We start from the raw sequence: 26,708 nt of genomic DNA on the forward strand, positions 1-26,708 counted from the left end.
ATGAACGAAGTGCAACTGACGGTGGAAGGGCGGCTGGGCCGCATCGTGCTCGACCGGCCGAAGGCGCTCAACGCGCTGACGCTGGAGATGGTGACCGCCATCGACGCGCAACTGCAGCAGTGGGCCACGGACCCGCAGGTGCAGTTCGTCTCGATCGAGGGCGCCGGCGAGCGAGGCCTCTGCGCCGGGGGCGACGTCGTGGCGGTGCGCCGCGCGGTGGTCGACGGCGAGGCCGGTCAGGAGTTCTTCGCGGCGGAGTACGCGATGAACGCGCGCCTGGCGTCCTACCCGAAGCCCACCATCGTCTTCCAGGACGGCTTCGTGCTCGGCGGTGGCGTGGGCGTTTCGGCCCACTGCGCAGTTCGCCTCGCGACCGAGCGCACCAAGGTGGCGATGCCCGAGACGATCATCGGTTTCTTCCCGGACGTCGGCGCGATGCACCTGCTGGCCCGCGCCCCGGGTGAGATCGGCACGCATCTGGCGCTCACCGGCCAGATGATCAATGGCGCGGACGCCGTCTTCGCCGGACTCAGCGATGCCGTCATCGACTCCTCGCTCTGGCCGGGCCTGCTGCGGGACATGCGTGACGGGTCAGGCGCGTCGTACTCACCGTTGCCGGTCGACAGCGAGCTTGCCGCGCAACAGGGCTGGATCGACGAGTGCTACGCCGGTGACGACGCCGCGGTCATCGTGGAGCGGCTCTCGACCAGCAACGAGCCCGAGGCCCGTGAGGCTGCCGAGCTCATCCGGCAGCGCTCTCCCTACTCGGTCTGCGTCACGCTCGCGGCACTGCGCCGGGCCCGCGCGATGGAGACCGTCGATGAGGTGCTGGCCCAGGATCTGCGGATCGCCGCCGTCGTCTCGCACCATCCCGACTTCGCCGAAGGGGTACGCGCGCAACTCGTCGACAAGGACCGCTCACCGCGCTGGACGCACGGGTCGGTCGCAGACGTGCCGGCGTCCGAGGTGGAGGCGGCCTTCGCGGGTTGACCAGGCTCAACCGGCGGGTGTGCCCGCTCCACGCTCGGCGAGCAGTTCGGTGACGACTGTCGGGTCGTGGAAGTCGACATCGCCGTGCGGCAGGTGTTGCACCCTCTCGTGACCCTTGCCGGCGACGACGACCACGTCGCCGGGGCGGGCCTCGTCCAACGCCTGCCGGATCGCTTCGCGGCGGTCGAGGACGATGCGGGTGTTGTTCGGGTCGGCGCCGGTCATCACCTCAGCGGCGATGGCCGCTGGGTCTTCGGAGTAGGAGTCGTCGGTGGTGATGATGTTGAGGTCACCCACCGCCGATGCGACTGCACCCATCGGCGCCCGCTTGCCCGGATCGCGTTCTCCTGCAGCGCCGTACACACAGATCAGCTTCGCGCCGACGGTGCTGGCGTCGGTGACCTCGCGCGCGACGTCGAGCAGCACCCGCAGCGCATCGTCGGTGTGGGCGTAGTCGACCACCACCTCGAAACCGTGATCCTGAGCAGCCTGCACGCGCTCGAAGCGACCCGGCACTTGCGCCATCGTCTCGACGGCTCGGACGAGGGTGTCGGCGTCCAGGCCCATCTCCAGCACGATCGCGGCCGCGCCGGCCACGTTGTGCACGTTGTAATCGCCAAGCAGCGGAGTCTTGAGTGAGATCGACTGCCCGGCAGGGGTTTTCAGGGTGAACGTGGTGCCTGCCCCGTCGAGGTGGGCGCCCAGGATGCGGTAATCGGCGTCGTCGGCGTGGCCGTAGGTGAGCACGCCGTTCACCTCGGCAGCGATGCGCCGGCCGTACTCGTCGTCGGCATTGACCAGCTTCGGACCCTCGGTGCGCTCGAAGAGGCTGCGCTTGGTGCGGTAGTAGTCCTCCATGTCGGGGTGGAAGTCGAGGTGATCGCGGGTGAGGTTGGTGAAAAGCGCTGCGGCATAACGTGTTCCGAGCACACGGTGCAGTGCGAGGCCGTGCGAGCTGGTCTCCAGCACGACATGCTTCACCCCGGCTTCGAGCATCCTCCGCAGGTTGCCCTGCACCTGCGGAGCCTCGCCGGTGGTGCGGATCGCCGGTTCGCGCTGCGTGCCGACGACGATCTCAGCGGTGGTGAGCAGACCCGTCGCCAGTTCGCCATTGGCCGTGCTCAGAATGCCGTGCAGCACATACGAACTCGTCGTCTTGCCGTTGGTACCGGTGACGCCGTAGACGGTCAGCCGGTGCGAGGGGTCGTCGGCGAACGCGGTGGCCAGGCGAGCGAGCGCCACGCGGGCGTCCGGTACGACTGCGGTGGGGATGCCCTCGATCGGGGCTTCAGCAACCACGAGCTGAGCGCCACGCTTGATCGCGTCGGGGGCGAATCGCGCGCCGTCACTGGTGAATCCGCGGATCGCGACGAATACATTTCCCGCCTCGACCTCATTGGACGCGTGGGTGACGCCGGTGAGTTCGCCCTCCACCGGGGGCACCTCGACACCGAGGATCTGGGCGATCTGGTCAGCGGTCAGCAACACCCGGCGAGCCTAGCAACGCCGCGCCCGCGCACATCTCGCCGCGCGCGGTGGCGCGTCGCAAACGCACCAGCTATCGAGATTTGCCCGCCTCATGACCGCGGCGAATCTCGATAACCCACGCGTTTGCCGACGGTAAGCGGTAGCTCGAACCCGGCGATAATGGAAGGCGTGTACGTCGCCGCACTGATCGCGCTGGCCGTGGCCCTGGCCTGGCCGGTGCCTCGGCTGCTACCTCGATTCACCGCAGGCCGCGACGTGCCCGCGGCCACGATCGCACTCTGGCAATGCGTGTCGCTGGCGGGCGTGCTGGCCGGCCTGCTGGCGGCGCCGCTCGCGGTGCTGTTGTACGCGAGAGCCCGGTCGGGCCAGCACGATCCGTCCCCCTGGCAGCACCTGCCGGTTTTGGTAGCGGGCCTGACCATTTCAGGCATCCTGTTGGTGCGCCTCCTGATCCGCGGGCACAAGGTGGGCACCGAACTTCGTCGCAGCCGACGCGAGCACTCCACCCTCGTTGACCTCATCGGCCTCGAACCCAGCGCAGACGAACGACTCGTCGGCCACCCCGTGCGCGTGCTCGACCACCCCACGCCGACGGCGTACTGCGTCCCGGGCGGCACCCGCCGGGTGGTGCTCACCCAGGGCACGCTCGATGCCTTGGACGCCGAGCAACTGGGCGCTGTGCTCGCCCACGAGCGCGCCCACCTGCGTCACCGTCACGATCTCGTGCTGGAGTTCTTCACCGTGCTGCACACCGCTGTGCCGGCCAGAGTGCGCAGCACCGCCGGCCTGGACGAGGTGAAGCTGCTCATCGAGTTGCTCGCCGACAAGTGGGCGGCGACGACATCGGGCAAGCGTCCGCTAGCGACCGCAATGTTGGCCTTGGCCGAGGGCAGGCACCCCGATGCGGCCCTCGGCGCTGGCAGCGACGCTGTCACCCGCATTGAGCGCCTGGCCTACGGCTCCGATCGGCCGTGGCTACGGGTGGGCGTGATCGCAGCGGCTGTCGTGGTGTTGCAGCTGCCGGTGCTGCTGGCGGTCGCGGCGATCGTCAACTGAGCATCCTGCTCTCCTCAGAGAGAGTCGAGAGCATCCTGCTCTCCTCAGAGAGAGTCGAGAGCAGCCTTCACCCGGGCGACGTCACCGGCGGGAAGATCCTTCAGGAAGTGCAGCACCGCTTCCGACTCACCCGAGCCACCCCAGTCGGCGAGGGTTTCGCGCAGCGCCTGTGCGGTGAGCTCCTCGCGGGATGCAGCGGCCGAGTAGCGCCAAGCCCGACCATCGCGTTCGCGCTCGGTGAGGCCCTTCTTGGCCAGGCGGTCGGCCACCGTCATCACGGTCGTGTAGGCCCGCTTCTTGCCGTCGGTGGCTTCCAGCCGTTCGGAGATCTCGCGGACGATCATCGGCCCGTCGGCCGTCCAGAGGACGTCCATGATCGCGCGCTCCAAGTCGCCGAGACCGGTGGCGGAAGTGTTTTCACGATTCATGGTGTCCGTCCTGAGAGTGCTGGCTCGAAAGAGCGGGCTTGCGACGACTTAACGATTCGATGCGCCCCTGCAGTGCCCACGGCTTGATGTGCAACGAGCAACACCGTCGAGCCGGCCGTCGCGGCGTGCAGGTCGTCCAGCACGGCGCGCGCGGTGGGGGTGTCGAGGTGTGCGACGGGTTCGTCGAGCAGCACGATCGGGCGCCGCGACAGCACGGCGCGGGCGATGCCGAGGCGAGCGCGTTCGCCGCCGGAGACGCCGCGGTTGCCGTCGCCCAGATCGGTGTCGAGACCGTCCGGCAGACCGGCCAACCAGCGACCGAGGCCCGCCTGCACGAGGGCAGCGGCGATGTCGTGGTCGTCGGCGTCGGGGCGAGCGAGCAAGAGGTTGGCGCGCACCGTGCCGACGAAGAGGTGAGGGTCGTCGTCGACCACCGCGAACAACTCGCGGACGCTGTCGGCCGACAGGCTGCGCACGTCGCGCCCGCCCACGAGGTAGGAGCCGGACGCGGGGTCGAGGTGGCGGGCGAGCACCGCGAGCAGGGTCGATTTGCCGGTGCCGTTGTCGCCGACGATCGTGATGTGTTCGCCGGGTTCGACCACGAGCTCGGTGGGGGTGAGGTGCTCGTCGTCGCCGGTCCAGGAGGCGCTGACCCCGCGCAATTCGAGTCTGGGCGCGAGGCCGGACGCGCAGTCGTGGGCGTTGTCGGCCACGGCCGGAGTCTGGTCGAGCAGCGCGTGCAGCCGGCGCTGGGCCGCTCGGCCGCGTGCCAACGCGCCGACCGCATCGGGGATCAGCCCGAGCACGTCGCCGAGGGCGAGCGGCATGAAGACGAGCATCGCCGTCACAGGGGCATCGATCTCGCCGCGGCGCAGCGGGTCGAAGAGCAGGTAGGCCAGCACGACGGTGGCGACACCGGTGAACACCAATGACAGCCCCATCCCGATGGCGCGTCCGCGGGCCTGCCGACGGGTGGCGTCCTGCAGATCGCGTTGTGCCTCGTCGACCCACCGCAAACACTCGTCGGCGGCACCGATCGCGCGGAGTTCACCGGCGTTGGCGGCCACAAGGTGGGCGGCGCGTTGCATGCGCGAGCGGGCCTCGAGTGCATCGGCCTGGCCACGGCGTTCGAGGGCGTGGTCGAGCGCGCCGACCAGGATCGCGACCGCGGCGAACACGATCAGCACGACCGCGGCCGTGACGTTGATCAGGAAGGCCACGAAGATCACCGCGGTCGTCGCGACCGCAGTGGCCACCAGCGGCACCGCGGTGCGCACCTGGAGGTCGACCTCGTCATCGAGGTCGCGCACGACACCGGTGAGCAGATCGGCCCGCCGACGGCGGCCGAGACGCGCAGGAGTGAGCGGAATCAGGGCGCGATAGGTCTGGGTGCGCCGCTGTCGCAAGGTGTCGAGCGCGGCGTCGTGGGAGATGACCCGCTCGGCGTACCGGAACGCCGGCCGCCCCATACCGAACGCGCGGACGCCGACCACGGCGGTGAGCAGGGTGAGGATGACCGGGTGGGTGCTGGCCTGCACGATCAACCAGCCCGAAGTCGCGGTGAGGAAGACACCGCAGCCGACGGCCAAGCCGCCGATGAACCCGGCCCAGCCGATGCGCGGGGTCAACGCCCGGAACGGTTGCTTGCTCATCGCGCCACCGCCTGGGCGAAGTCGGTGAACACGCGGCCAGCCCGCTCGACGAGCGCATCGTCGTGCGAGACCACGACCACCGTCCGTCGGGCCGCCAGAGCCGCGATCGTGTCGCGCACCTCCTGCGCAGCCAGGGGGTCGAGGTGGGCGGTCGGTTCGTCCAGCAGCACCACTTCGGCTTCGCTCAACCACGCGCGGGTGAGCACGAGGCGGGCTCGCTGACCGGCCGAGAGGCCGAAGCCTTCGTCGCCGAGCGGGGTGTCGAGACCGAGCGGAAGCGTGGCGACGACCTGGTCGAAGCCGGTGGTGGCCATGGCATTCGCCAGTGCGTCGGACGACCCGCGCGCGGCGGGGGCGCCGAGCAGCAGGTTGTCGCGCACAGTCATCGGCGCGATGAACGGCATCTGCGAGACCAGATGGGTGGAGGGGCGAGTGATGGTGCCGGACGTCGGCGTGCGCAGCCCGGCGAGCAGCTCGAGCAGCGTGGTTTTGCCACAGCCCGATGGGCCGGCGATCACGGTGAGACCTTCGGCGACATGCAGGGAGACGCCCTGGAGCACATCGCGATCACTGCCCGGGTAGCGATAGGAGACCCGTTCCGCGGCAAGGGTTTTCGTGAGTTGCTCCGGGGTTTCGACAGACACTCCTCGGCTAACGCCTCGTCCTTGCTCAACCACCGGGCGTCCCTGCTCAACGACCGAAGACTCCTGCTCGGCCGGGGGCTTGGGCAGCAGCGCGTCGATCGCCTCGACACCGTCGGCGGCGGCGTGGAACTCCTGACCGACGCGGCGGACCGGCCAGTAGGCCTCCGGCGCGAGCAGGATCGCGGTGAGGGCGATGCCGAGATCGAGCTCGTCCCAGGCCAGGCGCATACCGGTCCAGACGGCGACGATCGCCACCGAGATAGTGGCCAGCAGTTCGAGGGCGGCCGAACTCATGAACGCGATGCGCAGGGTGCCGACGGTTGCGAGTCGGTGACGGTTGCCCACCTCGTCCACCTGGTCGGCCTGACGGTGCGCCCGACCGTAGGAGACGAGCGTCGGCAGGCCGCGCATGACGTCCAGGAAATGACCCGCGAGCCGGGTCTGGGTGTTCCACCGGCGCTCGGTGGCGGCCTGGGTGTACTTGCCGATCAGCGCCGCGAAGAGCGGCAGCAACGGCAGGGTGAGGATGACGATGACCGCGCTGCTCCAGTCGACGAAGAACAAGCAGAGCACCGCCAGGGGCGGCACCACACCGGCGGCGATGAGCGCGGGCAGGTAGCGGGCGACGTACGGCTCGACCGACGATGCACCGTGCGTCGCGACGGTCATGACCGCAGCGGTGTCGGGCCGCTCGTCAGCAGTCGAGGAGAGCGCACGGGCGAGGTAGTCACGACGCAGCGCGCCGGAGATGCGGGTGGCCGCCCAGGAGGCGACCTGTTCGGTGATCAGCGAGAGCAGACCCCGGACGGCGAACACGATCGCGACCGCGAGCGCCGGGCCGAACAAGGACTGTGCGCGCACCACCGCCACGACCAGCGCGGCGATGGCGAACGCTCCGGAGATTGCCGCGACCCCCGACAGCCCGCCCAGGACACCGAGCGCCACCACGGGCACCCGGGTCTCTGGCACATCACGGACCAGCCGGGGGTCGAACGGCTTCATCAGGCGTCCACCTGCTCCTTGTTCTTGTCATTGCCGTGGTCGCCCGCGCCCTTGAGCGGGTCGATCGCCGGCGGGATGTGCTCGACCGAGATGCGCTTGCGGAACACCCAGTAGTTCCAGGCGGTGTACGCCAGGGCGATCGGGGTGAAGACCAGCGCGGCGCCGGTCATGATCTGCAGCGTGAGGTGCGAGCTGGCGGCGTTGGTGACCGTCAGGTCGTACTTGGAGGAGGTGCTGCTCGGCATGACCGCCGGGAAGAGCGCCAGGAAGTAGGTGGCCACGGCCAGCGCCCAGGTGAGCGTCGTGCCGATGAAGGCCTTGCCCTCGGCACCCTTGGTGTTGAAGAAGATCGCGGCGAGCAGCGAGACCGCGGCCAGCACCGTGGTGATCCACGAACCGGTCGTGCCGGTGGTCAGGCCGACCCAGAGCAGCAGGGCAACAGCCAGGACGGCGGTGACCAGACCGGCCTTGGTGGCGAAGGCGTTGGCCTCCTGGCGGATCTCACCGGTCGTCTTCAGCGCGATGAAGTGCATGCCGTGCGTGAGCGAGAGGCCGACGAAGACCAGGCCACCCAGCAGCGACATCGGGTTGAGCAGCGTGAACAGCGATCCGGTGTAGATGAACTCCTGGAGGGAGTCCTGCGTGATGGGCACGCCACGGACGAGGTTGGTCAGCGCCACACCGAACAGCAGCGGCGGCAGCAGCGAGCCGATGATGATGCAGAGATCCCAGCCCTTGCGCCAGGCGTCGCTGTCGCGCTTGTGGCGGTATTCGAAGCCCATGTTGCGCACGATGAGCGCCACCAGGATGAGCAGCAGCGCCAGGTAGAAGCCGCTGAACATCGTGCCGTACCAGGCCGGGAAGGCTGCGAAGGTCGCGCCACCAGCGGTCAGCAGCCACACCTCGTTGCCGTCCCAGAAGGGGCCGATCGTGGTGAGCAGCACACGCTTGCGCTTGTCGGACTCTTCGGCGTTCTTGCCCTTGCCGAGGAACGGCAATGACATGCCGACCCCGAAGTCGAACCCTTCGAGCACGAAGTAGCCCGTCCACAGGACGCCGATGATGATGAACCAGAGCGTTTCGAGAGACATTGTCAGTCAGTCCTTTTCGCAGTCGCCGGATCAGTAGGCGAATGCCAGTTGGTCGTCGTCCTTGAGCATCTTCGGCTCCTCGAAGGGCTCGGCGCCCTTCCGGATGTAGTCGAGGAAGAGCTTCACCTCGACCACCGCGAGTGCTCCGTAGAGCAGTGTGTAGACCGCGAGCGAGATCGCGACGTCGGTGACGGAGGCCGCCGTCGACAGACCGGTCTCAGTGGTCATGACGCCGTACACCAGCCAGGGCTGGCGGCCGATCTCGGTGAAGATCCAGCCGAAGCTGTTGGCGAAGACGGGCGCCAGCGGCGTGAGGATCGCGATCCAGGCGAAGAGCTTGCCGTGCGGCGTGCCGCCCTTACGCGTCCGCCACAGCACCAGGAGCGCGCCAGCCATCGCGAACATGCCCAGCCCGATCATGAAGCGGAAGGACCAGTAGGAGCCGGGGATGTTGGGGGTGTAACTGGCCGGGTCGACGTAGTGCTTGGGGATGCCGAGTTGATCGGCGCGTGCGGCGATGGCCTGCGGGAGTTCGTTCTTCAGGTCGTTGATGCCCTGCACCTTGCCGTCCATGCTGCCGGTGGCAAGGAACGAGAGCAGTTTGGGCACGGTGACGGCGAACTTCTCCTCTTCGCCGTCGAGCGTGCCGATGGTGAAGATCGAGAAGCTGGCGGGTTGTTCGGTGGTGTAGAGCGCCTCCGCGGCCGCCATCTTCATCGGCTGGACGTCGGTCATGATCTTGCCCTGCACGTCACCGGAGATGAGCATGCCGACGGACGCGACCAGCGTCACCCAGGCGCCGACGCGGGCACCCTTGCGATACATGCCGCGGTCGGCCTCGACGCGGCCCTTCATCAGCTTCCAGAGCGCAACACCCATGACCATCGCGCCACCGGTCATGTAGGCGGCGCTGACCACGTGCGGGAAGGTGACCAGTTGCACCTCGTTGGTGAGCACGGCGACGAAGTCGGTGAGGACCGCGCGGTTCTTGACCTCGTCGTAGCGGAAGCCGACGGGGTTCTGCATGAAGGAGTTGGCGGCGAGGATGAAGTAGGCCGACAGCACGGTGCCGATGTGCACGAGCCAGATGGCCATCACGTGCAGCTTCTCGGGGATACGTCCCCAACCGAAGATCCACAGGCCGAGGAAGGTCGACTCCATGAAGAAGGCGAGCAGGGCTTCGAAGGCCAGCGGCGCACCGAAGATGTCGCCGACGAAGCGGCTGTAGGCCGACCAGTTCATGCCGAACTGGAACTCCTGCACAATTCCGGTCACCAGACCGAGCGCGAAGTTGATGGTGAAAAGCTTGCCGAAGAACTTCGCCAGGCGCATCCACTCGGGGTTGCGGGTGCGCAACCACGCGGTGTGGAATCCGGCGACGACGGCAGACATACCGATGGTGATCGGCACGAACCAGAAGTGGTAGACGGTCGTGATGGCGAACTGCCATCTCGCCAGATCAAGCGCTTCCACGGGTGGGTCTCCTGAAGTCAATACGGAGCGGCACGGTCATGCCACGAAGCAGATACTACTCCTGCTAGTACTACGCGTCACGTAGTCCTGAACAAGCGTCCGTGATGTGCGTCACCACGCCGTGTTCTGACGGCGTCGATCGACCGCCTTCCCGCCTTGTGCACCTGAGTCGTTCGTCCGGCCCCGCGACCTCACCTGCGTCCGTGGCCCGGCAGCCCGCTTCCCTTGCGAGAATGCGCGGATGACTCCACCGCAGCGCCGTATCGCCGTCTTCTGTGCCGCTCGCGACGGGATCGACGATTCACTGCGCAAGGCGGCCTACGACGTCGGGCACTGGCTCGCCTCCCATGACATCGGCCTGGTCTACGGCGGCGGTGGCAGCGGGCTCATGGGCGCAGTCTCCAGCGGCGCCCTGGACGCCGGCGGCGAAGTGATCGGGGTGATTCCGCAGTCGATGGTCGACCGCGAATGGGGCCGTCACGACATCACCGAATTGCACGTCGTCGACACGATGCATGAACGCAAGGCGCTGATGTCGAATTACGCGGACGCTTTCCTCGGCCTGCCCGGGGGCCTTGGCACCCTCGAGGAGATCTTCGAAGTGTGGACCTGGCGGACGCTCGGATATCACGACAAGAAGGTCGGCCTACTGGACGTCAACGGCTTCTGGCAGCCCACGCTGACCGCGCTGCAGGCCATGGTGTCGAACGACTTCATCGCGACGGAGACCTTGGACGACCTGGTGGTCGAGTCGACCATCCCCGCCGTGATTTCCGCCCTCCTGGCGCCGTAGCAAACGCGGCAGTTCCAGCAGCAAACGCGGCCCGCTATTGACGCCCACCCGCGCCACAAACGCGGCAGTTCCAGCAGCAAACGCGGCCCTTCTTGGCAGCCGCGGCAGTTGCAGCTACCGCGTTTGTGAAGAAGGGCCGCGTTTGCGTATGTCACCGGCCGGGTGGCGAGGTCGACGGCGGGGCTGCTTCGGACGTCCGGCTCAGGACGCGTCCGCCTGTCAGGTGCCGCTCGGGTTGGCCGCGAGTGCGGCCAGGCGCTGGAGTTCGGCCAGATGGGCGCCGAGGGCGGCGCGGCCGTCCGGGGTGATCTTGACCCAGGTGCGCATCTTGCCGCCGCGCCCCTTGGGCTTGTCGAGACTGACGTAGCCGGCGTCCGACAACACCTTCAGTTGTTTGGAGAGCACCGAGTCGGCCACGTGCAGTTCGTCGCGCAGGGCTCCGAACTCCATGGAGTCGACGGCCGAAACCATCACGCAGATCCGCAGGCGATTGGGCGCATGGATCACCTCGTCGAAGCGAGGCTCGAGAGACGTAGCCATTCACTTGGCCTTCGGTGAGGTGCGACCGTCGGCGATGTCCTGGCGCAGGGCGGGCTCGATGAACCGTCCACAGATGATCGAGGAGATGAACGCCGCGGCAGTGAGCACCCAGCCCAGCCACGTCGGGCCCCATGCCTGTACGGCGAAGGCGCCACCGACCAGCGCGAGGATGAACAGGCCGTACGTGGTCCAGATGACCTTCGACCGTCCGGTGCTGGTGCCGTACACGACCCACAGACCGGTCGCCTTCTGGTACGCCGCGACCAGCGCGCCGAGCACCATGGCAGCCAGCAGGATGAGGCCGATGCGGACGATGGACGACTCCACGAGGGCCGTGGAGCCCACGATGGCTGCGGTGCACAAACCGTGCACCGGGTAGTAGTACCAGGGAGCTGCCGCACGGTCGCCCAACGAAGAGCGAGTGCGCTGGACGTCGTCGAGTGCCGCGGTGGGGTCGTATGCGTTCTCGTTGGTTTCCATACCGGAAAGCTACCACACACTTTCCCTTTCGGAAAGAGAAAGTGATCCGCGCATCCACGCATCCGCGCGGCCGTGCATCCGTGAGCCAGGTCACGGATCGCGCACGGCGTGCCGTTCGTTGAACCGACCATCACCCGAGGCCCGCCCCCACCCCAAGGACCCCGCTTGAACGTCACCTCGCTCGTCTGGATTCTCACGATCGCCGGCATCATCGGCCTGCTGCTGTTCGACTTCTTCTTCCACGTCCGCCAGGCACACGAGCCCACACTGAAGGAATCGGCCACCTGGTCGGCGCTCTATGTCGGGGTGGCCCTGCTGTTCGGCGCAGGGCTGTGGTTCGTGGCGGGCAGCGGCCACGGCACCGACTACTTCGCCGGCTACATCACCGAGAAGGCGCTGAGCGTCGACAACCTGTTCGTCTTCCTGGTGATCATCGGCAGTTTCAAGGTGCCGCGCGCCTATCAGCAGAAGGTGCTGCTGGTGGGCATCGCGATCGCGCTGGTCGCCCGCGCAGCCTTCGTCTTCCTGGGCGCAGCGATGATCAACACCTTCTCGTGGACGTTCTACTTCTTCGGTCTGGTGTTGCTCGTGACGGCCGGCCACATGCTCAAGCCGGAGGGCACCGACGAGCACGACGCCGACAACATCGTCAGCCGCATCGCCAAGAAGTTCTTCAAGGCCAGCGACGAGTACGACGGCGACAAGCTCTTCACCCGCATCAACGGCCGGCGCGTGATGACCCCGATGCTGCTGGTGATGATCGTCATCGGCGGCACCGACATCCTCTTCGCCCTCGACGCGATTCCGGCGATCTACGGCCTGACCGAGGAGCCGTACATCGTCTTCACCGCCACAGCGTTCAGCCTGCTCGGCCTGCGCCAGCTCTACTTCCTGATCGACGAACTGCTCGACCGGCTCATCTACCTCAGCTACGGCCTGGCCGTCATCCTCGGCGTGATCGGCGTGAAGCTGATGCTGCACGCCCTGCACAAGAACTCCTTGCCCTTCATCAACAACGGCGAACCGGTCGACGTCATCGAACTCTCCACCGGCGCATCGCTGGGCATCATCGTCGGCGTCCTGGCCATCACGGTCATCGCTTCGCTGGCCGCCTCCGGCCGGCAGGAGAAGTCCGGGCCTTCGAAGCGTCTCGAGAACGACGACCGCATCGACGAGGGCGCCAACATCTGACCGGCGCTCGTCCAACCTCCCGACCGCAGCACAAACGCGGCCCTTCCGGCACCAAACGCGGCCCCTGTTCACAGACGCGGTAGCTGCAACCGCCGCGTCCGTGAACAACCGCCGCGTTTACGAGTGAGGTGGACGAGTGGACGGACGGCCGGACGCCGGGCCAGGCAGGTGGCCGGACGCCGAAAGGGACGAGTCAGCCGCGCTCGGTTGCTGCCGACGAAGCAGCAACGTCGGCGGACGCGTCCGATGCGTCGGCGTCAGGATCGGGCCAGATCTCGTCGCCCTGCAGGCTGCGCCAGAGTCCGATGCCCCAGTAATAGAGCATCCAGAGCCCGATGACCCCGAGGAGTACGGGCCGGGCGGAGGTGTCCTTGTCGATGATCAGCCAGGTGATGGCGGCCACCCCGACCGCGCTGAACGAGACGGTCACGGCCTTGAACTGCGCCGCGCCCATGACGTGCGGCAGCTTCATCCACGGCGTCACCGTCAACCCGCACAGCGCCAACGAGGTGACCACGATGACCCAATCGGGCAGGTGCACCACCCAGAAGAGCGTGAAGACAAGGTTCCAGGCGGTCGGGAAACCGCGGAACCACAGGTCGCGGGTTTCGATGTCCTCCCGCGAGAACCACAGCACCGAGGTCACCAACACCAGGCACAGGATCGGGATTTCCCACGGCTGCGGCAGCAGGTTGAACTCCCACGCGAAGTAGACCGGCGCAAAGACACAGGTGCAGAAGTCGACGACGAGGTCGAGCACGTGGCCGCTGAGCACGGGGACGGCTTCCTTCACCTTGGCGCCACGGGCCATGGGACCGTCGATGCCGTCGACGATCTGGGCCACCATGAGCCACAGCAGCGCCTCGCGCGGACGTCCGAGGGCGCTCGCGACGATCGTCAGGAAGGCGCAGACGACGCCGAGGCTGGTGAAGATGTGGATGCCCCACGCTCGCGTCGTGGTCCAACTGCGAAGGGGCGAGGGCATGGCTCACCGTACTCCGGACGTAGCGTGCAGCCGATCCGATCCGACCAAGAGGGGCGAGGCAGTCCGGCAGACGTGCAACCGTCCGAAGTGGCGCTCACCGAGACCACCGGGGCCCTACGGTGGGCGGATGCGCCTGATCGACCGTGCCAAGCACATCTTGCGCCCGGACAACCGGCGCAAGTTCAAGGCGCCGTGGATCCTCGCCAATGTCGGTTACGACGTCATCTACACGCTGGTGATGATCAAGATCTTCGGCCAGTACGGCATCAACGGCTGGGTCTACGTCGCCTACATCGCGGTCTTCTCGCTGCTCTACGCCTGGGGTTCGTTCGAGTTGGTCGGGGCGCTCGTCGACGGCAACTCCAAGCGGGCGCACCGATTCGGCGCACTGACCGTCGCCGCATTTCTCGCGCCCGACATCTATCTCGTGGTCGCCACGCACAACGTCCCGTGGCACGTGTGGGCGATCTTCGGCACGTACGTGTGTGTCACCGCCACCGCTGCAGTGATCGGACTGCGCAAGAAGGTCATGGCCAAGCGCGCCGAGCAGGCTGCCGCCGAGGGCTCTGCCCACGACACCGACGCAGCGGTTGGGACGCCGAGCGGCGGTTCTGACTCCCACTGACCACCCAGAACCGGGCGACGCAGCCCACCCGCTGCGTCCAAGCTCGGGCAGAATGCGCAGGTGCAACACGTCGTGCTCTTCGAGCCCCAGATCCCGCCCAACACCGGCAACTCCATCCGGTTGGCCGCCTGCACGCCGGTGCACCTTCACCTGGTCGAACCGCTCGGCTTCACCCTCGCCGATGCCCAACTGCGCCGGGCCGGACTCGACTATCACGACCTCGCGAAAGTGAGCGTCCATCCGTCCCTGGACGACTGCTTCGACGGCTTGCCCGGGCAGCGCGTCTTCGCCTTCACCGGGCACGGCGAGACGGTCTTCTCACAGGTCGCCTACGAGGACGGGGACGTCCTGCTCTTCGGACGCGAGGCCGACGGGTTGCCGGCAGAAGTGCTGGACCACCCACGCATCACCGACCGACTGCGGCTGCCGATGCTGCCGGGACGCCGTTCGCTCAACCTCAGCAACACCGTCGCGATCGCGGTCTACGAAGCCTGGCGCCAGCGGGACTACCGCGTGCCGAGCGCCACCGACGCCACCGTTTCGTAGCGCGGCCGGCCGCTCGGACCTTCGCGCAGATGTGAGGCGACGAGTTCGATCTCGGTGACCGTCCACGGGTCGCTGCGGAAGGTGTCGAGCACCTGCAGCCATTTGCGGGCGTCCATCCCGCGATGCAGCCGGGCGATCGTGAGGTGACCGACAAAACGCTGCCCGTCCGGCGTCGCTCCCGCACTGTTGCAGGCATTCCGGACGCCCGAAGCCAGCGCGCCGAGGTCGGCTGCCGGGGCCATCCAGAGCAGCTTCGCCGACAACGCGTCGGGGAAAGCGCCGGCGCCGGCGAGGGAGAGGTCGAAGGGTTCGTGCCGCTGCGCCACCCGGACCAGCGCCTCGATGAGTTCGTCCAGGTCACGCTCGTGCACGCTCGGCAGGAAAGCCAGCGTCAGATGCCACTGCTCGGGGTCGATCCACGGCATGCCGCCGCGTGGTTCGAGGAAGTCGCTCAACTCTTCTTTCACATCGTCCGGCGGCACGACCGCCACGAACATCCGTTGTCCGGCCATGCGTCCATCTTCTCCTGTTCGCGGACGACTCCCACTCACCGCGGGTAGACCCCCCGAACAGCTCCCACCCCCGGCGGCCGAACTCGCGGACGGCGCGAGCAGCGTTCGCGGAAGCGTCCACTCGCGAGCTGTGTTCGCGGCGTCCGCGAGTTGTGCACGCGCCACCACCGAAGGGACGGCGAGCGCCATGATGGAGCCATGACGATGCACGTGGACGACTACAAGGCCCTGCGCTCCCGCTACGACTCGATGCCCTACCGCCGCACCGGCACGTCGGGCCTTGATCTGCCCGCGATCTCGCTCGGGCTCTGGCACAACTTCGGGGACGACTTCACCCTCGACAACCAGCGCGCCACGCTGCGCCGCGCGTTCGACCTCGGTGTCACGCACTTCGACCTCGCCAACAACTACGGCCCGCCGTACGGCAGCGCCGAGCGCAACTTCGGCACGATCTTCGCCCAGGACTTCAAGCGCTACCGCGACGAGTTGATCCTGTCGTCGAAGGCCGGGTACGACATGTGGCCCGGCCCGTACGGCCAGGGCGGCGGCAGCCGGAAGTACCTCATCAGCTCGCTCGACCAGTCGCTGCAGCGCATGGGCGTCGACTACGCCGACATCTTCTACAGCCACCGCTTCGACCCCACGACTCCGCTCGAAGAAACGATGTGCGCCCTCGACCACATCGTCCGCTCGGGCAAGGCGCTCTACATCGGCATCTCCTCCTACAGCGGCGAGCGCACGCGCGAGGCCGTCGAGATCCTGCGTTCGATGGGGACGCCGCTGCTGATCCACCAGCCGTCCTACTCGATGCTGAACCGCTGGGTCGAGGAAGACCTGCTGCACGTGCTGGAGGAGACCGGCACCGGCTGCATCGCCTTCTCGCCGTTGGCCCAGGGCATGCTCACCGACAAGTACCTCAAGGGCGTGCCGGCCGATTCGCGTGCGGCACAAGGCAAGTCGCTCGGTGAAAACCTTCTCTCGGACGAGACGTTGGCCCACATCCGCGCGCTCAACGCCATCGCCAAGAAGCGTGATCAGTCGCTGGCCCAGATGGCGCTGGCGTGGGTGCTGCGCGACCCGCGGGTGACCTCCGCGCTGATCGGTGCCTCCAGCGTCCAGCAGTTGGAGAACAGCCTCGGCGCGCTCGACAACCTGGAGTTCACCGACGAGGAGTTGAAGGCCATCGACAAGCACGCCGTCGATTCGGGCATCAACCTCTGGAAAACCTCCAGCGACGGCTGACGACTTTCCTCACCGAGTGGCCGGGATATGAACTGGCGGCCGGGTTATAGCCCGGCCGCCAGTTCATATCCCGGCCACTCGGTGAGGAAAGTCGGTCGATCAGGAGAGTCGGTCGAGGAAGGCGATGAGCAGCCGCTCCCGCAACGCCGGGGACGCGACTGCCAGCAGGGCGTTGACCGGCGCCATCTGCTGCGGGAGGGCGAGGTCTCCGGAGTCGCCCGCGAGCCCGGCGATCTGGAGCAGGCCGTCGAAATCGGCGTCCGTCAGCGTCGCCGGGTCGAGCGCACGGGCAGCCTCGGCGAGTTCGGGCGCCACCGTTGCTGGGCCCGATTCCCTTGCGGCGTCGACTGATTCGACGAGCGCAGCCACGACGTCATCGATGATCGCCAAGCTGGCGGCGCTCATCGACAGGTGCATGTTTGCCGGGCCGCCGGCGTACGGCAGTTGCACCTGCACGTACTGCCCACGCTGTTGCATCTGGTCGGCGACCACCAGCATGTCGACCTCGGGATCATTGGAGTGCACCGCGACCAGTGTCGAATCGGGGCCGCCCAGCACCTCCAACGGCGCAGGTAGTCCGGTGATGAACCGGCGGGCAGCCTCACGCGCGCTACGAGCCAGATCGGCATACCCGTCGCGGCCGTACGCCCGGGTCACCGCCCACGCCGCCGCGGTCGGTCCGCCCGAACGCGTCGACTGCGTGGTGCTGTTGAGCATCGTGTAGCCGGGCCAGTCGGCGCACGCGAAGAACTGCGGACGTCGCAACTCGCGATCGCGGTGCAGCAGCACCGACACGCCCTTGGGTGTGTAGGCGTACTTGTGCAGGTCGACGCTGATCGAGGTGACGCCCGGCACCGAGAAGTCCCAGGCCGGAGCATCGTCCAGGAAGGGCAGCACCCAGCCGCCGATGCAGGCGTCCACGTGCATACGAACGTCCTTGTGCATTGCGGCAGAAGCGAGCTCGTCGATCGGGTCGACCACGCCGTGCGCATAGGACGGCGCCGAGCCGACCACCAGCACCGTCGATTCGTCGATCGCCGCCGCCATCGCTTCGGGGTCGGCGCGGAAGTCAGCGCGCACCGGCACCACCACCGGCCGCACGCCGAAGTAGTGAGCAGCCTTGTGGAACGCCGCGTGCGCGGTGGCCGGCAGCACCATCGTCGGACGCTCGATCTCGGGGTGAGCGTCGCGAGCGGTCTGCACCGCCAGCAGGATCGATTCGGTGCCGCCGGAGGTGACGGTGCCAGCACGACCGTCCGGGGCCTGGGTGAAGGACGCAGCCATCGCGACCAGATCGCGCTCCATCGCCAGCAACGAAGGGAACGCGGTGGGGTCGAGGCCGTTGGATTCGCCGAACATCGCCAAGGCTTCCAAGCCGAGGGCGTCGATGTCGGGGCGTCCGGAGTCGTAGACATAGGCGAAGGTGCTGCCACCGTGGCGGGGGACGTCCATCGCCTGCAGTTCGCGCAGTCGCGCACGGATCTGGTCGCGGTTCATCGCTGCTCCCTGGTCGGCGGGTCGAGGCGGTAACGCATGAGGTAGAGCAGCGAGACTGCGACCAGCAGCGCCGGCAACACCGAGAAGCCCACCCCGATTGCAGTGACCGCTGAATCTGGTTGCGCGGCAAGGCCGTCGGTCGAGGAGACATAACCGCCGAGAGCCAGGACGGCGGCGTAGACGAAGGGGCCGAGCGCCAGGCCGAGGGTCTCGCCGGCGGTCCAGACTCCGGTGAAGACGCCGATGCGGTTCTGACCGCTGCGCCGGGCGTCCTCGGCCGCGACGTCCGGCAGCATCGCCATCGGGAACATCTGCGCTCCGGCGTAACCGACGCCGACCACCGCCACGGCCAGCGCCGCCGGCACCGCGCCCAGGTGCATGCCGAGCAGGGTCGCCAGGGCACCGCCACCGAGCAGCACCGAGGAGATCAGGAAGCCGCTGCGCTTGTCGCGTCGCTCGGCGTAGCGCTGCCACAGCGGCGTGACCAGCAGCGCAGGGCCGACGAAGCAGACGAAGAGCACGCTGCTCAACGCCTTGTCGTGCAACACATTTCGCGCCACGTAATCGACCCCGGCGAGCATCACGCCGGTCGCCAGCGCCTGGATCACGAAGGTGATGAGCAGGAAACGGAAGGGTCTACTCGCTCGCACGATGCGCAGTTGCTCGGTGAACGATCCTTCGGCGCTGACGACGGGGTGCATGCGGGCGGACGCGGTGCCGCGCCACGCGGCGAGCGCACCGATGGCGATGAGCGCACCGACGAAGATCCCGACGCCGGCGTACCCGAATTCGTCCCGCACCATCGGCGACAGCCCGCCACTGACCAGGATCGCCAGAGCCAGGATCGCCACCCGCCACGTCATGAGGCGAGTGCGCTCGTCGTAACTGTCGGTGAGTTCGGCCGGCATCGCGACGTACGGCACCTGGAAGAAGGCGTACGCGCTGGCGCATGCGAGGAAGGCGACGACCACCCATCCGCCGGCGAGCGCGGTGGGTGACTGCGGCCCGGCGAACATGATCGCGAAGAGCACCGCGAGCAGGAGTCCGGCGCGCAGCAGGAAAGGGCGGCGAGGTCCGGCGGGATGGGTGGATCGGTCGCTGATGCGTCCGGCGATCGGGTTGAGGACGACGTCCCAGGCTTTGGGCAGGAAGACCATCAGCCCCGCAAGCCCGGCTCCGATGCCGAGGCGATCGGTCAGGTAGGGCAGGAGCAGGAGACCGGGCACGGTGCCGAACGAGCCCGTGGCCACCGAGCCGAGGCCGTACCCGATGCGGGTCGACCGCGGCAGCTCATCGCTGCGCTGCGACGGAGGTTCGGGCGCCATTCCCGGACGCTAGCACCGCCGCGTGCACGCGTCCGCGGTTTCGATCCGGCCCCGCACTGTTCGCGCCGTCCGCGACTTGTGCGCGAGGAGGATCAGGCGACGGTTGGTTCCGAACCGTCGGACGACTGCATCGCCTTGCCGGCCTCGTGCCAGGCCTTCATGCCGCCTTCAAGGTTGGCGACGTCCATGCCGTATTCGGCCAGGGACGGCAGCGTGCGGCGCACTCGTCCGCCGCCCTTGCAAGTAACGATCAACTGACCGTCGCCAGCCAGCTCCTTCACCTCGTCCAGGCGCATCGGAAGTTCGCCGAGCGGGATGTGGACGGCGTTCGGTGCGTGGCCGGCGTCCCACTCGTGCTGCTCGCGGATGTCGAGGAAGACGGCGTCATCGGAAAGCTCCGTGACCGGCACATCGGGGAAACGACTCATTCTTCGACAGTAGCCCGACTGGCCGCTCCATCGATCATTCTCGCGCTATGGCCACCGACGCATGCGGTGCGAATCGGACGCCGTTCGGCGCCCCATGCGCGCTGTTGCAGTGGTTAACGTGATGAGCGGGGAAGGTGACGACGAGGGGAATTCATGAGCGAGCAGCACTCCGCGACCACCGAAGCAGTCGTACCGCTGGGGCGTCCGATCGGTTGGGTTCGGCAGGCCGGGCAGGCCAGGTTCCACGTGCGACGGGGACCACGGGACGTCATGCTGCCGCCCGACCTCGCGCATCTGTGGCTGGCCCTGCATACCGGGGCCGACATGCTCCCGCTGTGCTGGTACACCGTCGCCGGCGTCGAAATCGCGCCCCCGCCGACCGCTCAGCAGTTCAGCGAGCTGCGCAGCCACGGTGTGGCCACCACCTTCTGCGCGATGGATCCCCGCGACCGACGAAACTTCCTGTTGCATCACCGGCTCGTTCCATTGCAGACGGTCAGCGCCGAACTGCGCGGGAAGGGCGTCTTCGCACTCGTCGCATCCGGTGACGCGACAACCGGGATCACTACCGGCGTCCGGGAGATGTTCGTGCACAGCCCGCGGTTCGGCGACCTGCGCGATGTGGTGATGCACCGGATCGAGCCCATCGCTGCGGCGATGGATGACCGCGGGGTGCCCACCAAAGATGTCGGCGTCCGCCTCACGATCGCGGTCAGTTTCCTGCTCCACGCCTCAGCCGCCTATCTGGACGAACCGGTCGTCAGGCCCGCCGAGCAGATCGACCCCTCGACCGTCGCTTCCGATGGCGACACCAACAGCGCCGGGTTGTTCGCCGTCGGGTACGCCGGTGGTCCACGCGACGGGATGAGCGGCTCGACCGATGTCTTTGTGCGAACCGGGCACTTCGAGCACCGCTTGCCGCGCGCGGAGCTGCTCACCTGGACGGCTGCCCACGGCGCCAGCAAGCTCGGCCGGTTGCGCTTCGATCGCAAGACGGTGCTCAAGTACGCCGCGAAGATCGGCGCGAACGACCCGGACGCTGCACTCCATCGGCTCATGGAATCTGGCGTGGTCATCGAGCCCATCGGGGACGCCGAGATCATCCGGTTTGCTGCAACTCACCGCTTGGACGCGCTGCTCGGCGGATACACCTACGTGCCCGGACGACACTGGCTGGGCACGTACAAGAATCCCGAGCTCATCGAACTCCCAGGCGAAGAATTCGCGGTCTGGCGGGATGCACCTACCGCGCCCACGTTGTTAGACGCCGCGCATCACCTCGGTTTCGGGGCAACGAGTGCCGGTCTGCGCCGCCTTCTCGCGATCGTGCAAAGACTCGTCGCCAAGCGTGTGGCCTACCTCGATCACGAGCCCGATCCTGAGCACAACCGAGTCACCTACGAGGTCGCCGGTGAACTGCGGCCGATGGACGAGGTCTCCTCAGCCGAGCGACTCCACACCAGCACGGACGAACGGCGACGGCTGGCTCGCGCTGCCCGTCTCGTTGACGACCCGGTTTCGGCCCCGCCGGTTGATGCCACCAACACCTCACCGTCTCCAGTCGCCGCCGAGCCGCTCCCGCAGGAAACCCCACCAGCGGCGGCGGCGCCCGATCTCGGCGATCCGGTCAAGGTGCGAACGCCCGGGGACGACGATGACGTCAGCGACGACTTCATCGCCCGCTTCGGCGACCCGCGCAAGCCCGACAAACCGGCAGAAGCGTCCGCCGCCGAGACGGACGCTGCCGACCCGGCTCCGGCACCTGCGCCAGCTGCGGAAGCTGAACCGGCTCCACAATCTGCGCCGGTTCCGGAGGAGACGGCTCCGGAAGAACACGAAGACCAAACGCTGCCCACCGCCGTCCCGTGGACCTCACCGGTGTCGCAGGCGGGGAGCCAGATCGTGGTGCTGCCGATGGGCCAGCACAGCTACTACATCCCGCCTGACACCGGCACGCTCCCCCGGCTCAGCGAGGACGAACTCACCGTGTGGAGCGCGGCGGAGGTGATGCTCTCGCCGCAGGAACTCATCGCGCAGGCGAACGAGTGGGTCACGGACGCGGAGCCGATCTACCACCGGCTGGTCGAGCGCGGCCACCTGCGCGAGATCGACCTGGGCGACCACGCGGCGCTGGAGGCTGCGCTCAATGTGTCGGTGCATGTCAATTGGCGGCCGGAGGGCTACGCCGCAGACCACATGGTCGACGACCCGGTGGGGGCAGGCCTCCCCCGCGATCTGCACTACCTGATCGTGTCGTGTCTGCGGGATCGCTCCCTCGCCAAGGCGGTCAACGTCATGAAGCTCTATCACGGCTCGGAGCCGGAGCGGATGCGTACGGCGTTCATCCGCCTGTGGCCGCTCGTGCCCAACTCGCTCATCTCGTTCATGCCGTACCCGCAGGCGCCCGCCCAGCTACAAGGCACCTTCGGTAACCCGATGCACGCGGACGAGTGGTCGTCGCTGGACAAGCCCTGGGACCTCCCCGGCACCTGGGCCCCGCTCGACATGGACGGCGAGCAGGGCTAGCGAAGCTGCGGAGCACTTCGCCGCGCCGGGTGGAGATCATCGAACCGGAGTTGCCGCGCATCATGGGCTGGTTGCGTAACAACCTCACGGGCTTCCGAGCCTGATCACCCCGTCGGCGGCGGCGCGACAACCGTTGAGCGTCAGGAGTATTCGCCGGAGCTTCGGCGGATCAGAACCGCTGGCAGCACCACCCAGAGCGCCACGATCACAACGCCGCACAGACCCGCCGCGACGAAGCCGGCCGTCTTGCCGGCCACGACATCGACAATCAGTCCGATCGCACACACGAGAGCGAGCCCGAAGAGCACCAGGCCGATGACGGCCAGCCAGTTGGACGAGGTGACCAGCACGTCCTTGGCGCGCCGCCGGAACAACAGCCGGTGGATGATCACCGGGCTGATGATGCACAGCGTGGCCGCGGTGATCAGGCCGATGATCGCAACGTAGAGGTCGAGCTGTCGGGCTTCGAGGATGTCGAAGCGCGCCTGGAAGGGCAGGATCAGCAGGAACGCGAAGAGGATCTGGATGCCGGTCTGGGTGACGCGTAGCTCCTGGAGCAGCTCGTTCCAGTTGCGGTCGAGCCGTTCACCGGGCGACTCGCCGCGTTCTTCATCGCCCTGCTCGTAACTGACCTCGTGGCGCTCCATCGGCTCAACCTAATGGCCGCCACCGGCCCGTGGGGGATCTGGGATGGGCAGAGATATCCACAGGATTGTTCACAGGTGTGGACAAAACTACAACGGTGTAACTCTCGCCTCCCGCAGCGCCTTCCACAGTGGCGTGGAACCTCAGTGGCCCTTTATTAGTCAACTTGACATTAGAGAGCGAGAAACGCTTTTCTTGTCGTAGCGACAACTTAGGAGATGATGGCCATGTACTGGACTGAGATCGCAGGTTTCGTCACCGGCGCGCTGTGCGTGTGGCTGGTGGTGCGCCGCAACATCTGGAACTTCCCCGTCGGCATCGCCAACAACATCTTCTTCTGGGTGCTGTTCATGCAGGCCGGGCTCTACGCGGACGCCTGGCTCCAGGTGGTCTACCTCGTGCTCGGCGGTCTCGGTTGGTACTGGTGGTTGCACGGGGGTGAGAACCGCAGCGCACTGGTCGTCCGGAGCACTCCCGCGTGGGGGTGGGCGGCCGTGCTCGCCTTCGTCGCCGTGGCTACCTTCGTCGTCTACGCACTGCTGACCAGCCACACAGATTCCACCGTGCCGGTGGGCGACGCCAGCACCACGGCCCTCAGCCTGGGTGCGCAGATCATGTTGAACCGCAAGTGGATCGGCAACTGGCTGCTGTGGATCGCCGCGGACGTCCTCTACATCTGGCTGTACGCGCACAAGGGACTCTACCTGACCTCGGTGCTCTACGCCGGCTTCCTGGTTATGTGCATCATCGGCCTGGTGCAGTGGCGCCGGGCCGCCGGTGACGCCAACGCCACCCAGCCGGTGCACAACGACCTGGTGTCGGCATGAAGCGCTTCGCCCACGGGATTGTGCTCGGAAAGTTCTACCCCTTCCACGCCGGACATCAGCAGTTGGTCCGCGCAGCGAGTGCGGCGTGTGAGCGCGTTACGGTGCAGGTGCTTGCGAGTTCGGTGGAGTCGATTCCGATGGACGTGCGCGCCGCATGGATCCGAGCCGAGCATCCCGAGGTGCATGTCGTCGCCGGCATGGACGAGGTGCAGGTCGACTACGACAGCCCCGCGGTGTGGGATGCCCACATGCAGGTGATCGAGAGTCTGCTCGATACATCCGTGGACGCCGTCTTCACCAGTGACGACTACGGCGCCGAACTCGCCAGGCGGCTGGACGCGCAGTGGTGTCAGGTCGATCCGGGCCGGGTGGCGACGCCGGTCTCGGGCACAGCCGTGCGAGCAGACGTCCCGGGCATGTGGTGGGCGCTGCCCACGGCGGTACGGCAATGGTTCTGCCGGCGAGTGGTGGTGCTGGGCGCCGAGTCCACCGGGACGACGACGCTCGCCACCGCGCTCGGCGACCACTACCGGGTTCCGGTCGTGCCGGAGTACGGACGTCAGTGGACGCTCGACCGCCCGGGTGGCCTTGAATCACCCTGGAGCACTGAGGAATTCGACCTCATCGCGGTGGAACATCAGCGGCAGGAGGTCGAGGCGATACGGCAATCACCTCGCCCGTTGATGATCTCCGACACCGACGTGCTGGCGACAACGATCTGGCACGAGCGCTACGTCGGCACCGCGAGCGCGACCGTCGTCGCGCGCGCGAAGGCGTGGCAGCCCGATCTGTACGTGCTGTCCGGCGACGAGATCCCGTTCGTGCAGGACGGGCTTCGCGATGGTGAGCACCTGCGTCATGACATGCAGCAGCGGTTTCGTGAGGTGGTGCGAGCGTCCGGTGTGCCGTGGATCGAGGTGCCTGGTTCGCGGACGCAGCGGTTGGCCGACGCGGTCGCTGCGATCGACGCGCTTCTGGCTCGCGGTTGGCACCTCGCCGACCCGCTGGGCTGAGTCAGCCGAGCCCGATGGCCTTGGCGGGAGTGGTCGTCGCTGATCGCAACGCGTCGTCCTCGTCGATGCCGGCCACGTCGATGCACCACCGCACCACGTCGGCGAGGGTCGAGGTGGAGCCCGCGATCGCTCCGCCCTCCACCAATCGGGCCGTGTCGCCCCGCACCTCGACGTCGAGCGTGCCCAGCCGATAGCTGCCGTCACCCAGGCCGGCGGCCGACATCGCGTCGGAGACCAACACAATCTGATCAGGGCCGATCGTCTCGAAGACCATGCGGACGACGTCCGCGCTGAGGTGGACGCCGTCGCCGATGAGTTCGACGTACGCCTCGCCCCGAGCAGCTGCTGCGAGGGCGGCCGCGGCCGGGCCACCAGCGCGATGGTGGAAGGCCGACATCCCGTTGAACAGGTGCGTGATCAGCGCCGGCCGTCCGGTCGCGGAGTTCACTTGGTCGATCGCCCACCGGACGACGTCTGCGGACGCGTCGGTGTGGCCGATCGCGGGACGGATGTCGTGCTCGGCGAGCGTCCGGATCAACTCCTCTGAACCGGCGCGCTCAGGTGCAAAAGTCATGTGCCGCAGGGCATTCGGCACGCCCGCTGCGTCGACGAGCGCTACGAGCTGTTCGATGAATGCGGGGTCGGGATCGCGCAGCGCCTGCGGATCGTGGGCACCGCGGCGCTCGTGCGAGAGGTACGGGCCTTCGAGGTGGATTCCGGCGATTGTGCCGTCCGCCACCAGCGGAGCAAGGGTCTGCACCTGCTGTCGCAGGGTGTCGTCGGAGCGGGAGACCAGACTCGCGATCACGCGGTCGGACCCGCGCGACCGGTGGTACGCCGCCGCCTTCGCACTGCCGTCGGCGGTCACTCCGAACTGCTCGCCCACTGCTCCGTGGCAATGGATGTCGATCAGCCCGTCGAAGTCCTTCGGAATGCTCACGCCTCCGACGCTACGCGGTGTCGCATCGCGGCGCGGTCGCGCGGCTGCGGTGATGTGCACGAGGTGAGCACCTCCGTCCGAGTTGGGTGTGTACCCGTGAGTTGGGTGTCAGAGCGGGAGCTCTACCTCCCGTTCCGACACCCAGTTCGTGACGCTGGCTGACGGTGCGGTCAGCTCGCGAGGTAGACACCAAGTCCCTCGAACGCAGCTGCACTGTCAGGCGTCGGCGAGTTCAGGATGTCATCGAGGACGTCGTTACTCAGCGGGTAGCTGGCGTCGGGGAGGCGCCGTGCCCACAGCTCCGCAAAAAGGAGGCTGTGTCCGAGTTCGCCGGCGAGACTCCGAGCCACCGGGCGGGCGCGAGCCTCGATGACGGCCCTGGACAAATCCCCAACCTCCTCCGGCCAACTCTCCGCGTAGACGCCCATCTGCTCTGCGACGCGGCCGAGCTCGATCTCAGTCAGCAACGGTCGATCCCCGACCAGTACGTACGGTGCGAGGTCTCCGTCGTGCTGCGCGAAGACGAGGTTTGCCACATGCGCAGTCGCCGCCAGAGTGACGAAGTGATCGACGTAGTTGCCCGACTCCTCGGTGACCGTCACCGGTACGACGCCGGCCTGACGCAGCACGGACCATGCCCGCGAAAGCCACGCTCGGCCGCCCTTGTCGTACTCAAGGTAAAACGGGTCGGTGAGCTCACTGTCGAGAGTTGCACTTGTCATGCCGACTTTCTATTACCCGGCGCCGACAACGCGAAGTGACCACAGCC

General features: G+C 67.5%; 26 protein-coding genes. 10 read left to right on the top strand and 16 right to left on the bottom strand.

The window, feature by feature from the left end:
• Window positions 1-990: a 3-hydroxyisobutyryl-CoA hydrolase gene (locus J5M86_RS14560; RefSeq protein WP_188061264.1), complete on the top strand. Its 990-nt coding sequence runs from the start codon at window positions 1-3 to the stop codon at window positions 988-990.
• 6 nt (window positions 991-996) lie between these two features.
• Here the strand turns inward: J5M86_RS14560 and J5M86_RS14565 are convergent, their stop codons facing one another.
• On the bottom strand, window positions 997-2,478 hold the full coding sequence (locus J5M86_RS14565) for a UDP-N-acetylmuramoyl-L-alanyl-D-glutamate--2,6-diaminopimelate ligase (RefSeq protein ID WP_188061265.1): 1,482 nt from the start codon (window positions 2,476-2,478) through the stop codon (window positions 997-999).
• 168 nt (window positions 2,479-2,646) lie between these two features.
• On the opposite strand from J5M86_RS14565, the gene J5M86_RS14570 reads away from it, so the two are divergent.
• On the top strand, window positions 2,647-3,534 hold the full coding sequence (locus tag J5M86_RS14570) for a M56 family metallopeptidase (RefSeq protein WP_244328379.1): 888 nt from the start codon (window positions 2,647-2,649) through the stop codon (window positions 3,532-3,534).
• 44 nt (window positions 3,535-3,578) lie between these two features.
• Here J5M86_RS14570 and J5M86_RS14575 read toward each other — a convergent pair whose 3' ends face one another.
• The 5 genes from J5M86_RS14575 to J5M86_RS14595 are packed head-to-tail and all read right to left on the bottom strand — an operon-like array spanning window position 3,579 to window position 9,824.
• Window positions 3,579-3,962: a BlaI/MecI/CopY family transcriptional regulator gene (locus J5M86_RS14575; protein WP_188061267.1), complete on the bottom strand. Its 384-nt coding sequence runs from the start codon at window positions 3,960-3,962 to the stop codon at window positions 3,579-3,581.
• Window positions 3,959-5,614, bottom strand: a complete 1,656-nt coding sequence (gene cydC / locus J5M86_RS14580) for a thiol reductant ABC exporter subunit CydC (protein WP_188061268.1) — start codon at window positions 5,612-5,614, stop codon at window positions 3,959-3,961. Before cydC ends, J5M86_RS14575 begins: the two co-directional genes overlap by 4 nt.
• Window positions 5,611-7,260 (bottom strand): thiol reductant ABC exporter subunit CydD, encoded by a 1,650-nt coding sequence (gene cydD / locus J5M86_RS14585; RefSeq protein ID WP_188061269.1) that lies wholly within the window; start codon window positions 7,258-7,260, stop codon window positions 5,611-5,613. The genes cydC and cydD overlap by 4 nt, the downstream gene beginning before the upstream one ends.
• The gene (cydB, locus tag J5M86_RS14590; protein WP_188061270.1) at window positions 7,260-8,351 is read right to left on the bottom strand and encodes a cytochrome d ubiquinol oxidase subunit II; all 1,092 of its coding nucleotides are present in this window, start codon (window positions 8,349-8,351) and stop codon (window positions 7,260-7,262) included. Before cydB ends, cydD begins: the two co-directional genes overlap by 1 nt.
• 30 nt (window positions 8,352-8,381) lie before the next feature.
• Window positions 8,382-9,824 (bottom strand): cytochrome ubiquinol oxidase subunit I, encoded by a 1,443-nt coding sequence (locus J5M86_RS14595; RefSeq protein ID WP_188061271.1) that lies wholly within the window; start codon window positions 9,822-9,824, stop codon window positions 8,382-8,384.
• A gap of 241 nt (window positions 9,825-10,065) precedes the next feature.
• Here J5M86_RS14595 and J5M86_RS14600 point away from each other — a divergent pair, with 241 nt between their 5' ends.
• Window positions 10,066-10,617 (top strand): TIGR00730 family Rossman fold protein, encoded by a 552-nt coding sequence (locus tag J5M86_RS14600; protein WP_188061272.1) that lies wholly within the window; start codon window positions 10,066-10,068, stop codon window positions 10,615-10,617.
• 219 nt (window positions 10,618-10,836) lie between these two features.
• Here the strand turns inward: J5M86_RS14600 and J5M86_RS14605 are convergent, their stop codons facing one another.
• Complete coding sequence (locus J5M86_RS14605) at window positions 10,837-11,157, bottom strand: transcriptional regulator (RefSeq protein WP_188061273.1); 321 nt, start codon at window positions 11,155-11,157, stop codon at window positions 10,837-10,839.
• Window positions 11,158-11,637 carry a hypothetical protein gene (locus J5M86_RS14610; RefSeq protein WP_188061274.1) on the bottom strand — a complete coding sequence of 160 codons (480 nt, stop codon included), beginning with the start codon at window positions 11,635-11,637 and terminating at the stop codon, window positions 11,158-11,160.
• A 165-nt stretch (window positions 11,638-11,802) separates the two neighbouring features.
• Between J5M86_RS14610 and J5M86_RS14615 the strand changes: the two genes are divergently transcribed.
• Window positions 11,803-12,828, top strand: a complete 1,026-nt coding sequence (locus J5M86_RS14615; RefSeq protein WP_188061275.1) for a TerC family protein — start codon at window positions 11,803-11,805, stop codon at window positions 12,826-12,828.
• A gap of 193 nt (window positions 12,829-13,021) precedes the next feature.
• On the opposite strand, the gene J5M86_RS14620 is transcribed toward J5M86_RS14615, so the two are convergent.
• The gene (locus tag J5M86_RS14620) at window positions 13,022-13,813 is read right to left on the bottom strand and encodes a phosphatidylcholine/phosphatidylserine synthase (RefSeq protein WP_188061276.1); all 792 of its coding nucleotides are present in this window, start codon (window positions 13,811-13,813) and stop codon (window positions 13,022-13,024) included.
• Between the two features lie 127 nt (window positions 13,814-13,940).
• On the opposite strand from J5M86_RS14620, the gene J5M86_RS14625 reads away from it, so the two are divergent.
• Both J5M86_RS14625 and J5M86_RS14630 read left to right on the top strand, forming a co-directional pair.
• Window positions 13,941-14,438, top strand: a complete 498-nt coding sequence (locus J5M86_RS14625) for a hypothetical protein (RefSeq protein WP_188061277.1) — start codon at window positions 13,941-13,943, stop codon at window positions 14,436-14,438.
• 60 nt (window positions 14,439-14,498) lie between these two features.
• Window positions 14,499-14,984 (top strand): tRNA (cytidine(34)-2'-O)-methyltransferase, encoded by a 486-nt coding sequence (locus J5M86_RS14630; protein WP_188061278.1) that lies wholly within the window; start codon window positions 14,499-14,501, stop codon window positions 14,982-14,984.
• On the opposite strand, the gene thpR is transcribed toward J5M86_RS14630, so the two are convergent.
• Window positions 14,945-15,496 carry an RNA 2',3'-cyclic phosphodiesterase gene (gene thpR / locus J5M86_RS14635; RefSeq protein WP_188061279.1) on the bottom strand — a complete coding sequence of 184 codons (552 nt, stop codon included), beginning with the start codon at window positions 15,494-15,496 and terminating at the stop codon, window positions 14,945-14,947. The two genes, J5M86_RS14630 and thpR, sit on opposite strands and share 40 nt — an antisense overlap.
• A gap of 198 nt (window positions 15,497-15,694) precedes the next feature.
• Here thpR and mgrA point away from each other — a divergent pair, with 198 nt between their 5' ends.
• The gene (gene mgrA / locus J5M86_RS14640; protein ID WP_188061280.1) at window positions 15,695-16,738 is read left to right on the top strand and encodes an L-glyceraldehyde 3-phosphate reductase; all 1,044 of its coding nucleotides are present in this window, start codon (window positions 15,695-15,697) and stop codon (window positions 16,736-16,738) included.
• Between the two features lie 99 nt (window positions 16,739-16,837).
• Here the strand turns inward: mgrA and J5M86_RS14645 are convergent, their stop codons facing one another.
• The 3 genes from J5M86_RS14645 to J5M86_RS14655 form a co-directional block, all read right to left on the bottom strand.
• The gene (locus J5M86_RS14645; RefSeq protein ID WP_188061281.1) at window positions 16,838-18,235 is read right to left on the bottom strand and encodes an aminotransferase class V-fold PLP-dependent enzyme; all 1,398 of its coding nucleotides are present in this window, start codon (window positions 18,233-18,235) and stop codon (window positions 16,838-16,840) included.
• Window positions 18,232-19,560 carry an MFS transporter gene (locus J5M86_RS14650; protein ID WP_188061282.1) on the bottom strand — a complete coding sequence of 443 codons (1,329 nt, stop codon included), beginning with the start codon at window positions 19,558-19,560 and terminating at the stop codon, window positions 18,232-18,234. Before J5M86_RS14650 ends, J5M86_RS14645 begins: the two co-directional genes overlap by 4 nt.
• Before the next feature lie 92 nt (window positions 19,561-19,652).
• Window positions 19,653-19,988: a rhodanese-like domain-containing protein gene (locus tag J5M86_RS14655; protein ID WP_188061283.1), complete on the bottom strand. Its 336-nt coding sequence runs from the start codon at window positions 19,986-19,988 to the stop codon at window positions 19,653-19,655.
• A 153-nt stretch (window positions 19,989-20,141) separates the two neighbouring features.
• Here J5M86_RS14655 and J5M86_RS14660 point away from each other — a divergent pair, with 153 nt between their 5' ends.
• Window positions 20,142-22,514 carry a hypothetical protein gene (locus tag J5M86_RS14660; RefSeq protein ID WP_188061284.1) on the top strand — a complete coding sequence of 791 codons (2,373 nt, stop codon included), beginning with the start codon at window positions 20,142-20,144 and terminating at the stop codon, window positions 22,512-22,514.
• Window positions 22,515-22,654: 140 nt separating this feature from the next.
• Here the strand turns inward: J5M86_RS14660 and J5M86_RS14665 are convergent, their stop codons facing one another.
• Window positions 22,655-23,161 (bottom strand): DUF6328 family protein, encoded by a 507-nt coding sequence (locus J5M86_RS14665; RefSeq protein WP_188061285.1) that lies wholly within the window; start codon window positions 23,159-23,161, stop codon window positions 22,655-22,657.
• Window positions 23,162-23,386: 225 nt separating this feature from the next.
• On the opposite strand from J5M86_RS14665, the gene pnuC reads away from it, so the two are divergent.
• Together pnuC and J5M86_RS14675 are read left to right on the top strand one after the other, a co-directional pair.
• Entirely contained in the window at window positions 23,387-23,986 is a 600-nt protein-coding gene (gene pnuC, locus J5M86_RS14670) for a nicotinamide riboside transporter PnuC (RefSeq protein WP_188061286.1), read from the top strand.
• A complete protein-coding gene (locus tag J5M86_RS14675; RefSeq protein ID WP_188061287.1) occupies window positions 23,983-24,999 on the top strand; it encodes an AAA family ATPase in 1,017 nt (338 codons plus the stop codon). The genes pnuC and J5M86_RS14675 overlap by 4 nt, the downstream gene beginning before the upstream one ends.
• Before the next feature lies 1 nt (window position 25,000).
• Here the strand turns inward: J5M86_RS14675 and J5M86_RS14680 are convergent, their stop codons facing one another.
• Together J5M86_RS14680 and J5M86_RS14685 are read right to left on the bottom strand one after the other, a co-directional pair.
• A complete protein-coding gene (locus tag J5M86_RS14680; protein ID WP_244328380.1) occupies window positions 25,001-25,939 on the bottom strand; it encodes an N-acetylglucosamine-6-phosphate deacetylase in 939 nt (312 codons plus the stop codon).
• Between the two features lie 170 nt (window positions 25,940-26,109).
• Window positions 26,110-26,661 (bottom strand): hypothetical protein, encoded by a 552-nt coding sequence (locus J5M86_RS14685; RefSeq protein WP_188061288.1) that lies wholly within the window; start codon window positions 26,659-26,661, stop codon window positions 26,110-26,112.
• Window positions 26,662-26,708: the final 47 nt, after the last annotated feature.

It is taken from the genome of Yimella sp. cx-51 (assembly GCF_017654605.1).
GTDB lineage: Bacteria > Actinomycetota > Actinomycetes > Actinomycetales > Dermatophilaceae > Yimella.

What these genes read in the sequence shown, in the direction of transcription:
- J5M86_RS14645 (WP_188061281.1), bottom strand. Translation starts at nt 18,235, where the DNA reads ATGAACCGCGACCAGATCCGTGCGCGACTGCGCGAACTGCAGGCGATG.
- cydB (WP_188061270.1), bottom strand. Translation starts at nt 8,351, where the DNA reads ATGTCTCTCGAAACGCTCTGGTTCATCATCATCGGCGTCCTGTGGACG.
- J5M86_RS14560 (WP_188061264.1), top strand. Translation starts at nt 1, where the DNA reads ATGAACGAAGTGCAACTGACGGTGGAAGGGCGGCTGGGCCGCATCGTG.
- cydC (WP_188061268.1), bottom strand. Translation starts at nt 5,614, where the DNA reads ATGAGCAAGCAACCGTTCCGGGCGTTGACCCCGCGCATCGGCTGGGCC.
- J5M86_RS14660 (WP_188061284.1), top strand. Translation starts at nt 20,142, where the DNA reads ATGAGCGAGCAGCACTCCGCGACCACCGAAGCAGTCGTACCGCTGGGG.
- J5M86_RS14675 (WP_188061287.1), top strand. Translation starts at nt 23,983, where the DNA reads ATGAAGCGCTTCGCCCACGGGATTGTGCTCGGAAAGTTCTACCCCTTC.
- cydD (WP_188061269.1), bottom strand. Translation starts at nt 7,260, where the DNA reads ATGAAGCCGTTCGACCCCCGGCTGGTCCGTGATGTGCCAGAGACCCGG.
- J5M86_RS14625 (WP_188061277.1), top strand. Translation starts at nt 13,941, where the DNA reads ATGCGCCTGATCGACCGTGCCAAGCACATCTTGCGCCCGGACAACCGG.
- J5M86_RS14600 (WP_188061272.1), top strand. Translation starts at nt 10,066, where the DNA reads ATGACTCCACCGCAGCGCCGTATCGCCGTCTTCTGTGCCGCTCGCGAC.
- J5M86_RS14655 (WP_188061283.1), bottom strand. Translation starts at nt 19,988, where the DNA reads ATGAGTCGTTTCCCCGATGTGCCGGTCACGGAGCTTTCCGATGACGCC.
- J5M86_RS14610 (WP_188061274.1), bottom strand. Translation starts at nt 11,637, where the DNA reads ATGGAAACCAACGAGAACGCATACGACCCCACCGCGGCACTCGACGAC.
- mgrA (WP_188061280.1), top strand. Translation starts at nt 15,695, where the DNA reads ATGACGATGCACGTGGACGACTACAAGGCCCTGCGCTCCCGCTACGAC.
- J5M86_RS14605 (WP_188061273.1), bottom strand. Translation starts at nt 11,157, where the DNA reads ATGGCTACGTCTCTCGAGCCTCGCTTCGACGAGGTGATCCATGCGCCC.
- J5M86_RS14650 (WP_188061282.1), bottom strand. Translation starts at nt 19,560, where the DNA reads ATGGCGCCCGAACCTCCGTCGCAGCGCAGCGATGAGCTGCCGCGGTCG.
- J5M86_RS14575 (WP_188061267.1), bottom strand. Translation starts at nt 3,962, where the DNA reads ATGAATCGTGAAAACACTTCCGCCACCGGTCTCGGCGACTTGGAGCGC.
- J5M86_RS14620 (WP_188061276.1), bottom strand. Translation starts at nt 13,813, where the DNA reads ATGCCCTCGCCCCTTCGCAGTTGGACCACGACGCGAGCGTGGGGCATC.
- pnuC (WP_188061286.1), top strand. Translation starts at nt 23,387, where the DNA reads ATGTACTGGACTGAGATCGCAGGTTTCGTCACCGGCGCGCTGTGCGTG.
- J5M86_RS14685 (WP_188061288.1), bottom strand. Translation starts at nt 26,661, where the DNA reads ATGACAAGTGCAACTCTCGACAGTGAGCTCACCGACCCGTTTTACCTT.
- J5M86_RS14665 (WP_188061285.1), bottom strand. Translation starts at nt 23,161, where the DNA reads ATGGAGCGCCACGAGGTCAGTTACGAGCAGGGCGATGAAGAACGCGGC.
- thpR (WP_188061279.1), bottom strand. Translation starts at nt 15,496, where the DNA reads ATGGCCGGACAACGGATGTTCGTGGCGGTCGTGCCGCCGGACGATGTG.